The sequence below is a fragment of the Streptomyces sp. NBC_00988 genome (assembly GCF_045162645.1).
Lineage (GTDB): Bacteria > Actinomycetota > Actinomycetes > Streptomycetales > Streptomycetaceae > Streptomyces.
In genome coordinates, this window is record NZ_CP108730.1 from 11,866,565 (window position 1) to 11,879,731 (window position 13,167).

Sequence of the window (13,167 nt, forward strand, 5' to 3'; positions counted from 1 at the left end):
GCGCGAGATCGGGCGAGGAGACAGGGCGTGCTCGGCGGCGGGACCGTGGGGCGTGCGGGGATTCGAAGAGTCCGCGCCCCGAGCGGATTGAGACAGGGAGCTGGGGATCGTCATGGCCCATGACCTAGGCATGCTGGTGATCCGCTTGGCTCTCGGGCTGATGCTGGTCGCCCACGGGGCGAACAAGGCCTTCGGGTCCGGCGGACTGACCGGTACGACCGCCTGGTTCGCTTCGCTCGGACTGCGTCCGGCGTGGCTGCACGCACGGCTCGCCGCCGGCACCGAGATCGTCGCGGGAGTACTGCTCGGCCTCGGTCTCCTGACGGGTGCGGCCTGTACGGCCTACGTGGGCCTGATGCTCGTAGCCGCCCTCACCGACCACCGGGGCAAGGGCTACTTCGTCTTCAAGGGCGGCTGTGAGTACGTGCTGCTCGTCGGGCTCGTGGCCGTAGGCGTCGCCTCGGCCGGCCCGGGCGCGTGGTCGCTGGACAACGCGCTGGGACTCGACAGCGCCGGTGTCTGGTGGTCCGCGGGTGCGGTAGTGGCGGGCACGGGTGCCGCGTTGGGTCTCCTCGCCACGTTCTACCGGCCGTCCGACGGCGCGGAAGGGCAGACCGACTGAGCCCTGCCCCGCTGCCGGTCAGACCCGGCTCGGAGCCAACGCGAGAGATCCTCAACTTGCTTGTTCTGAAGGAGAATTGGATGCCCAAGGGATACGTGGTCCTGACCGAAGCCATCAAGGACAGCGCGGGGATGGCCGCGTACAGCCAGGCCGCGGCGCCCTCCATGGCCCACAGCGGTGCCACCCCGCTGGTCGTCGACGGACAACCCCGGGTGTTGGAAGGCGAATGGCACGGAAACCGCACCGTCATTCTCGAATTCGAGTCGGTCGAAGCGGCCCAGGCCTGGTACGACTCCGATTCCTACGCCACGGCCAGGCCCCTGCGGCAGGCCGCGGCAGAGTCGAACGCGGTACTGCTGAGCGGTTTCGAGATGCCTCGTGACTGAAGTCGAGCTGTCGTGCGGGCTGCCGCCGGGGCCCGACTTCGCCGATCTCGTGGTGCTGGCCGAACAGCTCGGATACACGCGGGTGTGGATCTACGACTCGGCGCCCCTGTGGGAGGACCCGTTCGTCCACCTGGCGCTCGCCGCTCGACGTACCAGCCGTATCGGGCTCGCTACGGCCGTTCTCATCCCGACACAGCGCGACGTGATGGCGATGGCCTCGGCGATCGCCACCGTCGCCCGCCTGTCCGGCGGACGGTTCCGGCCCTGTTTCGGCACCGGCTTCACCGCCCGCCTGACGGTCGGACAACCGCCCATGAAACTCGGCGAGTTGGGTGACTACGTGCGTGCGTTGCGCCAACTCCTGGCGGGCGGGACGACGCTCGTGAACGGCAAGGCCGTGCGGATGCTCCACGCGGACGGGCTCACGCAGTCGCGCCCGATGGACGTCCCCCTGTGGCTCAGCGCGTTCGGACCGAGAGGCGCCGAGCTGGCGGCCGAAATCGCCGACGGGATCATCGGACCCGTCCACCCCGACCTCCCCACGGCGACCATGGTGTCCGGCACCGTCCTGGACCCGGGCGAGGCCCCGGACAGTGAGCGGGTGCGCCGGGCGATCGGGCCGTGGCGGGTCCTGGACTGGCACAACGCCTACGCGTACGGCGGAGCCGAAGCCGTGGACGCCCTGCCCGGTGGCCGAGCGTGGCGAGACACGGTCGAGGCGCTCGAACCGCCGGAGTCACGCCATCTGCTGACCTTCGAAGGCCACGTCACCCACCTGCCGGATCGTGACCGTATGTTGCTGGAGCACATCGATCACACCGCCATGGTCGGCGACCCGCACAGCATCCGACGGAGCGTCGAGCACCTCGTCGGTGAGGGCTTCAGCGAGGTCATCTACACGCCCAGCGGGCCGGACACAGCCCGTGAACTGACGGCCTTCGCCGCCGCCGGAAACGCGTCCTGACAGCGAAACTCCTGATGCGCATTCGCCGGTGGCTGCGGTCGAGGGCGCGTGACAACGCGGGTCCGTCAGCTCGCGACGTAGAACGGCATCCATTCCGCCTCGGGGTCCAGTGGTAGGTCTGGGCAATTCCGTTTGAATGCCGCCGCCTTCTCCTCCATATCCGTCAGGTCTGCGTCCGGTGCGCCGAAGCCGCGCAGCAGGGTGTCGCAGTACTCGCGGGACAACTGCGCTGGGTTCCACTCGCCGTCCGGCTTCACCCACTGGTAGGTGTGGTTGTGCAGGTTGAGGAACTGCAGGGTGGCGAGCCGGGGCGGCATCGTATGGAAGGCGCCTTGTCGAGCGGCCTCCGTGAACAGTCTCCTGACCAGCCCTTCGAATTCGGCGCGCTGGGCAAGCAGGGTGTGGAGGTGGTCACCGGTGAGGTTGCGGTAGTCGTGTTCGTAGACCCAGATGTGGTCGAGCCTGCGGAAGATGGTCGTCAGCAGTGACTCGGACAGCAGGCGCAGTCGCAGCAGCGGGGCCTCGTCGAGGGCCGCGATCTCCTTGGCGCGGGCCAGCAGCGGGCCGAGCACCCGCGACTGGATCTCGATGAGGACGGTCTCCTTGGAGCCGATGTAGTAGTACAGGGCGCCCCTGGCGAGCCCGACCGCGCGTCCGAGGTCGTTGATGGAGGTCGCCGCGTAGCCGTGCCGCGCGAACAGGGACGCCGCGGTGTCGATGATCTTCCGACGTCTGGCCTCGAAGCCTGGCCCGTGACCCGGAGGACGTGACATTACTTCTCTCCCCACCTGATCTGTCGAGGTTTCGTACACGCCTGTGTCCGAATTCAGGCTGGCTCTGGCGCACCAGGGGGAATCAGGTCCCGGGACATCATTTATCTTATGCCTGGATTGTTTACTAGACCAGTCGGTACATTACAAGTGTGATTCGTGTGGTGTGGTCCCGTGCCGACCCGGGAATGGGGATCTACGGTGACGGAACCACAGCGGTCTTCTTCAAGGCGCGGACGACGTCCGCGTGCCAGTCGGGATCCGAACCGGGTGGGAGCGTGAGTCCGACCCGGTCGGCGTAGCCGCCGATGTGCCGGTGGATCGCCTCGGCGAGCCCGTCCGGCTCCGCGACGATCGCGAAGGCGTCGACCACGTCGTCGTCGATGAGGGTACTCATCTCGCTCCATCGGCCTTGCCGCGTCAGTTCCCGCAAGTCGGTCTGCAGTTCGCCCCAGCCGTGCAGGTCGAGCACGGGGCGGTACGACGGGGTGGAGGCGTAGAAGGCGATCTGTTCGCGGACCGCGGTGATCGCCCGCTCCCGATCAGGTCCGTCCGGTGCGGTGACGACGAACGGGCTGGCCCGCACTTCGAAGCCGTTCCTGTCCCGGCCCCCGACGGCGAGTCCGTGGTCGATGGCGGGCTGGGTCACCTCCCGCATGTACCGCGCGGTGGTGAAGCTGTGCAGGATGAGCCCGTCGGCGACCTCGGCGGTGGCCTCGGTCATGCGTGGCCCGACCGCCGCGACGAAGACGGCGGGCGGCGGGACGTCGAGCGGACCCGGGTCGAACCTCGGTGGCATCAGCGTGTGTTGGGTGAAGTCGCCGCGGAAGTCCAGCGCGGTTCCCTCCTGCCACGCCTGCCAGATGGCGCGCAGCGCGCCGACGTACTCACGCATGCGCTCCGCCGGCCGGGACCAGGGCATGGCGAACCTGCGCTCGATGTGGGGGCGCACCTGGGAGCCCAGGCCGAGTTGCAGCCGCCCACCGGAGAACCGCTGCAGATCCCACGCGGCGACCGCGGTGCTCATCGGGCTGCGGGCGAACGCCACGAGGATGGACGTTCCGAGGGTGATCCGGCTGGTGGCGTCAACCGCCAACGCGACCGGGAGGAGCCCGTCGTGGGCCACCTCCGGGACGAGCGCGGAGTCGTAACCGAGTTCCTCCAGCGTGGACGCGCCGGCGCGCGCTTCGGCCAGTCCGCCGTCGAGTCTTCCGTCGACCTGCACGTGGTGTCTCCTCAGCCCCGTAGTTGGTCCCGGTTGCGGGCCATCACCGTGGCGCGCCGATCGTCGAGCAGGCCGAGGTCGGGCCGGTTGGACTGCGAGACCGACTGCTCCACGGCGAGCGCCGCCCCGATCGTCGGCGCGCCGCCCTCCTGGTAGATGTGCTTGAGCGCGCGCATCGTCTCGTGCGGTGTCTCGCTCACGGCGGTGGCGAGTTCGAGCGCGCGGCCGAGAAGTGCGTCGTGCGCGACGACCTCGGTGACCAGCCCGATGCGCAGGGCCTGGGCCGCGCCGACGACCTCGCCGGTGAACGACATGCGGCGCGCCCACGCCTGCCCGACGACACCCGGCAGCCGTGCGGTCATCCCACCGGCGGGCAGCACTCCGACTCGGGCATGCGTGTCCGCGAAGACCGCGCGCTCGGAGGCCACGAGGAAGTCGCATCCGAGCGCGATCTCCAACCCGCCCGTGAACGTGGCGCCGTTGACAGCACCGATGACCGGAGTGGCCATCCGCGCCACCTGCTGGACGCAGGGTTCCTCGCGATGCCGACGGAAGTAGGCCTCCCCTTCACGGGCGGCCTGTTTGAGATCCACACCGGCGCAGAACGCGGGATCGGCGCCGGTCAGTACGACGGCGTGCACGTCGGGATCGGCGTCCGCGTCGAGCAGTCCCCGGTACAGGGCGCTGATCAACTCGCCGCCGAGCGCGTTGCGTACCTCGGGCCGGTTCATCGTGAGGACGCGCACCGAGCCGATGTCGTTGACGAGCAGCGTGTCACTCACGTGGGTGCCTCCGGCCTGCTGAGGGTGGGGACCGCTGCCCCGCACGAGGTCGGAGTGCGGTTCATCGCGCCTACGCTCCGGCGACGAGTTCCGCCGCGACCCGTCCGGCGTCGAGGATCGAGTCGTTGTAGTGCGCGACCTTAGGATTGTCGACCTCGCCGTTCAGATAGCGGGCGTAGCCGCCTTCGAGGACGATGGCGAGCTTGAAGTTCGCGAGCACCTGGTAGTAGCGGTAGTGGTCGAGCGGGTTCCCGGTCAACTCGCGGTAGATGTCGACCATTTCGTCCCGGAGCGGCATCCCCGTGTAGTCGACGTACCTGCTGTGGACGTCCTCGGCGCGCGCCGGCCACTGTCTCATCAGCCAGGCCAGATCGAGGACGGGATCGCCGACCGTCGCCATCTCCCAGTCGACGACGGCGGCGAGCGCCGGTTCGGGGCCGTGCCGGAACATGACGTTCAGGAACGAGTAGTCGCCGTGCATGATGCCGGGGGTCCACCGCGAAGGGACGTTCTCGCGCAGCCAGGCGCCCGCTTCGGTGAGACCGGGGATGTCGCGGAAGCGGAATCGGTCCCAGTGCGCGGTCCACCGGTCGACCTGCCGCTCGTGGAAGCCGTCCGGCCTGCCGAAACCCGTGAGGCCGCGTGCCTGCCAGTCGACCGCCGAGAGGGTCGCGAGGCCACGGACGAGTTCGAGGGCGAGCCGGCGGCGAGGTGCGACACCGTGTTCGGGCGCGAACGGCTCCGGCCAGAACATCGAAGCCGCCGGGGACCAGCCGTCGACCTCCGACATCACATAGAACGTCGCGCCGAGAACGTCGTGATCGGTGCAGAGCGCCAACGGCGTCGCGTGCGGGACATCGGTCCCCTCCAGCGCGGTCAGCAGCCGGAACTCGCGTTCCATCGCGGCATCGCGGCCGTCGGGGACGATGCGCGGCGGGCGCCGCAGGACCATCCGGCGCGTGCCGTCGCCCAGCCTTGCCACGATGTTCTGGTTGCCGCCGCTGATCGGGTCGACGACCAGTGCCTCGGGCCGGTCCACGAGGGACTGGCCGGCCAGCCAGGCGGCGAGGCGTTCACGGTCGAGCTCATCGACGGTCATGACCCCAGGAACCTCCGGCGTGACGGAATCTATCAACGCGGCGTTGACGAGAAGAGTATCCTCATTAAAAGTGAGTTGGCAACGACGGAGGACAGGCATGGTCGACTTCTCGATCGACGCGGAGTTCCAGAAGAAGCTGGACTGGATGTCGGACTTCGTGGCGAACCGCATCCGCCCCTTGGAGTACGTCTACGACTACGACATCGACGCCGCCTACGACATCGGCAACCACGCCCTCCGCAAGGTCGTCAGGCAACTGCAGGGCGAGGTCAAGGCGCAGGGCATGTGGGCGGCCCACCTGCCGCCCCATCTCGGCGGTCAGGGGTTCGGGGCCGTCAAGCTCACCTACATCAACGAGCACTTCGGCGGCTCGTCGTTCGGACCGGTCGTCTTCGGCTGCCAGGGGCCCGACAGCGGGAACTCCGAGATCCTCGCGATGTTCGGCACGGACGAACAGAAGAAGACGTACCTTGAGCCCCTTTTGGCCAACGACGTCTTCTCCTGCTACGCGATGACCGAACCGCAGGGCGGCTCCGATCCGACCAACTTCCGTACGTGGGCCGTGCGGGACGGCGACGACTGGGTCATCACGGGCGAGAAGTGGTTCGCCTCCAACGCCAACCACGCCGCCTTCATGATCGTGATGTGCGTGACGGACCCGGATGCGCCTCCGCACGGTCGCGCGACGATGTTCATCGTTCCCACCGACGCGCCCGGCTTCGAGGTGGTGCGCAACGTCGGACTGTGGGGTGACAGTCCCGGCAGCGGTGGACATCCATGGCTCCGCTTCAACGGTGTGCGCGTACCGGACAGCGCGCGCCTCGGCCCGGTGGGGGAGGGCTTCAAGGTCGCGCAGTCACGGCTCGGCGGCGGACGGCTGCACCACGCCCAGCGCACCGTGGGCCACGTCAAGCACATGCTCGACCTCATGGGAGAGCGGGCCCTGAGCCGGGAGTCGTACGGCGAGGTCATCGCGCAGAAGCAGGCCGTTCAGCATGACCTCGCGCGGAGCTTCATCGAGTACCAGCAATTTCGGCTGCTGGTTCTCTACACGGCGTGGATGTTCGACCAGCGTGCCGAACACGGTCGCGAGGGCCGCAAGATGATCTCCGCCGTGAAGGCGGCGATGGCCAGGATCGCGCAGGACGTCACCGTCCGCGCCGTCCATCTGCACGGCTCCATCGGTGTGTCCAACGTGATGCGGTTCGGCCAGTACATGGCCCTCGCCCTGCACGAGGGGATGGCCGACGGCGTCACCGAACTCCATCTCTCCTCGGTGGCACGGGCGTTGCTGCGCGACTACGAGCCGGCGAAGGGTAACTTCCCGACCGAGGTGCTCTTCGAACGGAAGGCCTGGGCGGCGCGACAGCTGCAGCCCGTCCTCGACCAGGTGGGCGTCACGTTCGAGGAGAGCAGAGGGACCGTCGACGTGCTTCCCGTGGCCCAGCCCTGGCAGCCGCCGTCGGTCACGGCGCCGGCCGGGTGACGAGTCCGGAGAGCGCGATGTCCGCCAGGCCGTCGGCCAGATCCTGGGCCGAGAGCGTCCGGCCGGGCTCGTACCAGCGGAAGGTCCACGCCACGAGACCGATGATCGACTGCGCTACGACCCCCACAGGAAGCGTGGTCGTGAACTCGCCCGACGCGACCGCCTCCTGCACGAAACCCTCGATGAACTCGAACTGACGCTGGGACAGATCGATGATCGGTTCCAGATCGCTCTGCTTCACCCCCTCGAACCGGGACAGGTCCTCATGCACCCAGATGTAGAGGTAGGGGAAGTGGCGGTCGTAGTGCTTCATCAGCACCCTGATTCCGGCCCGTAGCTTGTCGGCCGCCGACTGCTCGGACGCCGACACCTTCGTCAGGTCCTCGTCGCTCTCGACGAGGGCGCGGTGCACCAGGTCCGCGAGCAGTTCCTCCTTGCCCGCCACGTAGTAGTAGATGCTGGCGCGGTCCGTGCCGAGCTCCTCGGCCACGTCGCGGAGCGTCATGTCGTGAAATCCCTTGCGGCGCATGACAGTTGTCGCCGCGAACTCAAGCTCCGCGCGTCTGCGCAGATACGTCTCGCTGGGACGTTTCCGGGCCTTGCTGCGCCGGCGGTCGATGTGACTGCCCGCCTCGGCACCGCTGTTGTCGTCGGCCGTCCCCATACCGTGGATCCTACGGTGTGCGCGTTGCCCCACCACCGGTCACCGGCCGGTGTGGGCGCCGAGCGCGCCATGTCGTTCAGGTGGGCACGGCCGGGTGACGCCGGTGGTGCGTCGTGGGAGGTTCCTGCGTCTCGCCCCGAACGTCACGTCACCGTACGACCCCCGCGTCACGAAGACCGGCGATCCGCGCCTGGTCGTAGCCGAGCGCGCGCAGCAGGGCGTCGGTGTGCTGGCCCAGGGTGCAGCCCGCCTCCGGATTGGTCGTAGATCGGGAGAAGCGGTTCAGCGGTGCGAGCCGACGGTGCTCGTCGAAGACGGGGCTGACCGCGTCGACGGCGTAGCCCGCGGCGTAGAACTCGTCGCCCTGCATGTGCCGTTCGGCCGGTTCCTGGGTCACGGCGACGCAGCCGACGTCCTTCGCCGTGAGGTCGGCCTCCCACTCGGCCTTCGTCCGGGTGGCGAAGATCTTGGTGAGCACCTCCGCGAGCGCGTCGTCGTGGGCGGCACGCGACCGGCTCGTGGTGAAGCGCTCGTCGGCCAGATCGCCCGGGTCGCCGAGCCCGGCGACCAGAGGAGCCCACTCCCGCTCCGCCGGCGCGGCGAGGAAGAGCCAGCCGTCGGAGGCGGGGTACATCCGGTACAGGGCACTGGTCCCTCGGAACTCGGCGTCGACGCGAGGCTGTGCGGGACGCCCCGCGTAGCTGGTGTTGTGCGCGATCAGCGCCTGCGTGCTCGTGCCCAGCATCGTGGCGGCGATGTCGGTCAGTTCGATCCCGCGCTGCTTCGCGTAGATCCCGAGGAGCAGGGCGGAAGCGACGCCGAGGGCGGCCATTCCGTCCGACTGGACCGCCGGGACCGTCCCACCGGCGTACAACTTGCGTGCTTGGCCCAGCAGTTGGTCGCGATCCTCCGTGGGTTGGCCGACCACCTGCGCGTCGGTCACGGAAACCCCTGACGCCGCACCGATGGACGGCGCGTAGGCGGGCTTGGAACCGTACGGTCCGTCGATACCGTAGCCAGGAGCGTTCACGTACACCAGATCCGGATTGACCGCCTTCAGCGAGACCTCGTCGACACCGATCCGGGCCGCGACGCCCGCCCGGAAGCACTGGAGCACCACATCGACCTGACCCACCAACTCCCGCAGGATCTCCAGCCCTTCGGGGGACCGGAGGTCGACGGCGATGCTCTCCTTCCCCTGGAGGGCCTTCGCGCCACCCGCTTCGGGGAACGCCATGATGGTGCGGATCAGGTCGCCTTCGATCGGCTCGACCTTGATGACCCGCGCACCGAGATCGGCGAGCAGGGTGGCACCGTACGGCCCGGCGTACATCACGCCGAGTTCGAGGACGGTCACGCCGGCGAGAGGGTGTCCTGAACGGCCTTGCTGTGTCCCGGTGTTGGAGAGTCCGTCACCACGAGTCGCAGCCAGACGGCGCAGCTCCTGGGTGTGCTCGCCGAGGCGGGGTGCCCGGCGAATCCTCGTGAGCGGCCGACCCGCCGCGTGGACCAGGGTCGACGGCTGGCGTACCGGGCCGAGGTCCGGATCCTCTACGACGACCACGCGGCCCTCGTGCACCAACTGCGGGTGGTCCAGCGCCTCGTCCGGGGTGCGGAACTGCTCGCCGAAGACGTCGGGATTGCGGGCGAACACCGCTTCCCACTCCTTGAGTGTCCGCTGCCCGACCTTCGAGACCATCTTGTTCCACCACTCGAACCGCAGCTCGGGCGTCGGAAGCATCGGAAAGCCGTCCCACTTTGGATCGGCGAGTTCGGCGCTCAGCCCGAGTTCGTCCAGCCAGGCGCGCATCAGCCGTGGCGCGGTCTGCGCGAACTGCAGCCAAGTGCCGTCCGCCGTCGCGGCGATGAGCATCGCGTACAGCAACTTGGTCTGGGGGCGGCCCTGTTGGTCGAAGGCGGCACCCATCGGCTGGAACGCGTCGGGGAAGCGGCCGAGCACCAGCTCGTAGAACCAGTTGTACGGGTCGTACGCACCGACCGCGGTCACCAGATCGGACTCCACCACCTGGCCCAGGCCGCTCTCCTCCCGTTCGAGCAGGGCCGCGAGGATGCCGTGGACCGCTGCCTGCGCGGCTGCGAAGGAGGCGTAGGGAGTGGTGACGTAGGCGGGGTCCGGGCCGGTGGTGAGCTGGTGCTTGGAGTGGAGGACGCCGCTCTTGGCGAGGATCAGTGCTTCGTAGCCCTTGCGGTCGGACCATGGTCCGTGGGTTCCCCAGCCGGTGATGAGCGCCGTGACGAGGCGCGGGTGCCGGGCCGCCAACTGGCCGGCGGTGAAGCCGAGTCGCGCCGCGGCGGCCGGGCGCATCGTGGTGACGGCGACGTCGGCGCGCGCGAGAAGGCCGTCCAGCGTCGCGCGATCGGTGTCCTCGTGCAGGTCGAGTGTGATGCTGCGTTTTCCGCGCAGGAGGCCCGGCCAGCCGGGGTTCGCGCGCAGCCGGCTTCCCTCGGGCGGCTCGACGAGAATGACGTCTGCTCCCGCGTCCGCGAGGAACTGCGTGGCCTGAGCGCCGGGCAGTGTCGTCGAGAGATCGATGACGACGATGCCGTGGAGCGGGCCTTCGCCGAGGTCGTCGTTCCGGTCGGGCATTCCCAACTCCCTTGGACGGTGCGGGTTCACAGCACTTTCAGCTGAACCGGGTCGTCGCGAGGATGCCTCCGTCGACCAGCAGGTCGGTCCCGGTGATGTACGACGCCCGGTCGGACGCGAGGAACTCGATGGCGTCGGCGGTCTCGGTCATCGTGCCCTCGCGGCCGAGCGGCGACTGGCGCAGCATGGTCAACTTCACCTCGCGGTGGGGTCCTTCGAACTCCAACGCACCCATCGGGGTGGCGATCGGGCCCGGCGACATCGAGACGATGCGGGCACCTTTCTGCCCCCACGCCGCCGCACGCTTTCGGCACATGCGGAGCAGCGCGTACTTGGTGAGCCGGTAGGCCTGGAGCGGGGTGCGCTCCGGCACCAGCTTCTCCAGGCGCTCGACGAAGTCGGGGGCCAGCGGGTCGTCGAGCACCGCGGTGATCTCCGGATCCGGCGGTTCGGCGAGGTGTCCGGCGGAGGAGGACACGAAGACCGCGGCCGTGCCCCGCACGGCCTGTCCGAGGCTCATCCGCTCGATCAGCCGCGCCCCGACGAGGTTCACCCGGAGCAGGGTGCGCCAGCCACCCATCGACGGGGACAGCGCCGCGACATGTGCGACCGTGCGCAACCGCCCGTGCGAAGCGACCAGTTGACCGAGTTCCGCGACCGAGTCGGGTTCCGTGATGTCGCACCGCGTCACCACCGCGTCGATCCCGTCCTCGCGCAACGCGGACTCCCGCGCCGGGATCCTGTCCGCCGACAGACTCGCCAGCACGAGCCGGTGGGACTGGCCCAGACGGCGCGCCGCCGACATGCCGATACCGCCCCCACCGATCACCAACGCGACGGGCAGATCCGGGCGTTGGCTCTTCCCGGTCTGCAACTCGGCGTCAATTCCCATGAATTACCCCTTCTCCGGTCCGAGGGTTCATCACGTCAGCGCGAACTCGGCGGAGCCGTCGACCACGAGCGCGCCGTCGTCCTTGCGCAGCTGGATCGCGAGCTCCAGCCGCCGCTCGTCGCCCTGCTGGAAGAGCCGTACGACCTCGGCCGACGCGACCAGCCGATCCCCGCGGTACACCACCTGCGTGAAGCGGGTGCGGAAGCGCCGTACGCTCTCCTCGCCGAAGTGGTCGGTGCAGTACGCGGCGAGCCAGCCGGCGCCGAGCATCCCCGCGCTGAAGGCGGCGGGATATCCGACGGAGCGGGCGAGTTCGTCGTCGTGGTGCATCGGGTTCATGTCGCCGCTCGCGCCCTGGTAGCGCACGATGTCGGTCATCGTGACCGGCCCGAACGTACGCTCCGGAAGCCGGGCACCCTGCGCGAGGTCGATCACGACGCCTCCTTGCGCACATAGGCGGACGTGTACCGGCACTCGGCGCGCAGGAGTCCCTCGTCGTCGTGGAAGGAGACCAGGAAACGGACCAGCACCATCGGTCCCTGCCGGCCCTGTTTGATCCGCACGTCGTACAGGCGCTCGGAGTTGTGCAGCGTCTCGCCTGCCCGCGGCACCGGGCCGTGGAAGAAGTACTCCTGCTCCAGCGAGAGCAGATTCCGTACGTCGGGTTCGATCCCGACCGTCGCGCACGCTTGCGCGACCTCGGGCGCGCGCACCGTCTCGCCGATGGTGCTCCAGTAGATCACCGTGGCCAGGAAGGTCGGCGGAATCGGAGCGTTCGGGTCGTCGAGGTAGGCGGGGCGGGCCGCCGCTGTCGCGGTGGCGTACTCCCGTACTTTGCCCCACTCGATGGGCATGATCGCCATGTCTGCTCCTCGCCGGAGTAGGTCCGCATCGAACTATTTCGTCGACGGAACCGACCGTCAATGCTTTCTAAGAAATCTTCATTAACTTTTGCGGTTCGGGTCAGGGCTGACCGGGATTGAGGACGATGAACAGCCCCTCCGCCTCGGCGCAGAGGACTCCGTCGTGGCGGATCTCGGCCCGGAGGACGCGCTTGCGGCCCTCCTCGCTCACGAACCAGCCGTGCACGTCGAGTTCCGCCCCGATCGGCGTGATCGACCGGTAGTCGGTGTGCAGGTAGGCGGTGCGGGCCCGGGTGCGGCCGGCCGAGCCGGACAGCCGGCCCAGGACCTCGTCGAAGAGGAGCGGGACGGCGCCACCGTGGACCGCCCCGTTCCCGCCCAGGAAGTACCGGCCGAAGCGGACCGTGCCGCGGACACTGAGCCGGTCGGCCTCGTGGACCCGGAACGACGGCGCCATCGTCTGGCCGCGGCCCGGCATGTCGTCCCGGTGCCCGAAGACCTGCTCGCGCTCGGGAACGGCCGCGTCGGCGAGCCGCTCGGTCCAGGCGCCGAGGTCGTCCGAGAGCGCGGCCACCGTGGCGGGGTCCAGGCGTGCTGCCGCGACATGATCCAGGAAGCCGCGCAGGCGCGCGATCATCCGGCCGTACCCGTCTCCGCCCGCGCCGTCCGGTCCCGCCGCCCGGGTCCACGACTCGACCTGGGGGGTCCGCTCCGGCTCGGGGATGCCCAGCCCGAGCGCCGGGTCGTCGTACGGCTTGGTGCCGGGAAGCCCGGGCGTCTTCACGCCGACACGCTTCGCGCGTGGA

General features: G+C 69.1%; 14 protein-coding genes. 4 read left to right on the forward strand and 10 right to left on the reverse strand.

Annotation, left to right across the window (positions count from 1 at the left end; genetic code table 11):
• Positions 1-112 precede the first annotated feature (112 nt).
• The 3 genes from OG496_RS53390 (at position 113) to OG496_RS53400 (ending at position 1,972) form a co-directional block, all read left to right on the forward strand.
• Complete coding sequence (locus OG496_RS53390) at positions 113-622, forward strand: DoxX family protein (protein ID WP_405976228.1); 510 nt, start codon at positions 113-115, stop codon at positions 620-622.
• Between the two features lie 80 nt (positions 623-702).
• Positions 703-1,008: a DUF1330 domain-containing protein gene (locus OG496_RS53395; protein ID WP_405976229.1), complete on the forward strand. Its 306-nt coding sequence runs from the start codon at positions 703-705 to the stop codon at positions 1,006-1,008.
• Positions 1,001-1,972 (forward strand): LLM class flavin-dependent oxidoreductase, encoded by a 972-nt coding sequence (locus tag OG496_RS53400; protein WP_405976230.1) that lies wholly within the window; start codon positions 1,001-1,003, stop codon positions 1,970-1,972. Before OG496_RS53395 ends, OG496_RS53400 begins: the two co-directional genes overlap by 8 nt.
• 65 nt (positions 1,973-2,037) lie before the next feature.
• Here OG496_RS53400 and OG496_RS53405 read toward each other — a convergent pair whose 3' ends face one another.
• The 4 genes from OG496_RS53405 to OG496_RS53420 all read right to left on the reverse strand — a co-directional run bounded on the left by OG496_RS53405 (position 2,038) and on the right by OG496_RS53420 (position 5,848).
• On the reverse strand, positions 2,038-2,745 hold the full coding sequence (locus tag OG496_RS53405) for a TetR/AcrR family transcriptional regulator (RefSeq protein WP_405976231.1): 708 nt from the start codon (positions 2,743-2,745) through the stop codon (positions 2,038-2,040).
• 193 nt (positions 2,746-2,938) lie between these two features.
• Complete coding sequence (locus OG496_RS53410; protein ID WP_405976232.1) at positions 2,939-3,967, reverse strand: TIGR03617 family F420-dependent LLM class oxidoreductase; 1,029 nt, start codon at positions 3,965-3,967, stop codon at positions 2,939-2,941.
• An 11-nt stretch (positions 3,968-3,978) separates the two neighbouring features.
• Positions 3,979-4,749, reverse strand: a complete 771-nt coding sequence (locus tag OG496_RS53415; RefSeq protein WP_405976233.1) for an enoyl-CoA hydratase — start codon at positions 4,747-4,749, stop codon at positions 3,979-3,981.
• Between the two features lie 70 nt (positions 4,750-4,819).
• Positions 4,820-5,848, reverse strand: coding sequence for a phosphotransferase family protein (locus OG496_RS53420; protein WP_405976234.1), 1,029 nt, complete (start codon positions 5,846-5,848; stop codon positions 4,820-4,822).
• A gap of 97 nt (positions 5,849-5,945) precedes the next feature.
• On the opposite strand from OG496_RS53420, the gene OG496_RS53425 reads away from it, so the two are divergent.
• On the forward strand, positions 5,946-7,334 hold the full coding sequence (locus OG496_RS53425; RefSeq protein ID WP_405976235.1) for an acyl-CoA dehydrogenase family protein: 1,389 nt from the start codon (positions 5,946-5,948) through the stop codon (positions 7,332-7,334).
• On the opposite strand, the gene OG496_RS53430 is transcribed toward OG496_RS53425, so the two are convergent.
• The 6 genes from OG496_RS53430 to OG496_RS53455 all read right to left on the reverse strand — a co-directional run bounded on the left by OG496_RS53430 (position 7,315) and on the right by OG496_RS53455 (position 13,145).
• Positions 7,315-7,998 (reverse strand): TetR/AcrR family transcriptional regulator, encoded by a 684-nt coding sequence (locus OG496_RS53430; RefSeq protein ID WP_405976236.1) that lies wholly within the window; start codon positions 7,996-7,998, stop codon positions 7,315-7,317. The genes OG496_RS53425 and OG496_RS53430 overlap by 20 nt on opposite strands.
• Before the next feature lie 148 nt (positions 7,999-8,146).
• Positions 8,147-10,606, reverse strand: a complete 2,460-nt coding sequence (locus tag OG496_RS53435; protein ID WP_405976237.1) for a CaiB/BaiF CoA transferase family protein — start codon at positions 10,604-10,606, stop codon at positions 8,147-8,149.
• 37 nt (positions 10,607-10,643) lie between these two features.
• Positions 10,644-11,498, reverse strand: coding sequence for an SDR family oxidoreductase (locus OG496_RS53440; RefSeq protein WP_405976238.1), 855 nt, complete (start codon positions 11,496-11,498; stop codon positions 10,644-10,646).
• A 30-nt stretch (positions 11,499-11,528) separates the two neighbouring features.
• Positions 11,529-11,933 (reverse strand): MaoC/PaaZ C-terminal domain-containing protein, encoded by a 405-nt coding sequence (locus OG496_RS53445; protein ID WP_366495752.1) that lies wholly within the window; start codon positions 11,931-11,933, stop codon positions 11,529-11,531.
• Complete coding sequence (locus OG496_RS53450) at positions 11,930-12,361, reverse strand: MaoC family dehydratase N-terminal domain-containing protein (RefSeq protein ID WP_405976239.1); 432 nt, start codon at positions 12,359-12,361, stop codon at positions 11,930-11,932. Before OG496_RS53450 ends, OG496_RS53445 begins: the two co-directional genes overlap by 4 nt.
• Positions 12,362-12,461: 100 nt before the next feature.
• Complete coding sequence (locus tag OG496_RS53455; RefSeq protein WP_405976240.1) at positions 12,462-13,145, reverse strand: PaaI family thioesterase; 684 nt, start codon at positions 13,143-13,145, stop codon at positions 12,462-12,464.
• Positions 13,146-13,167: the final 22 nt, after the last annotated feature.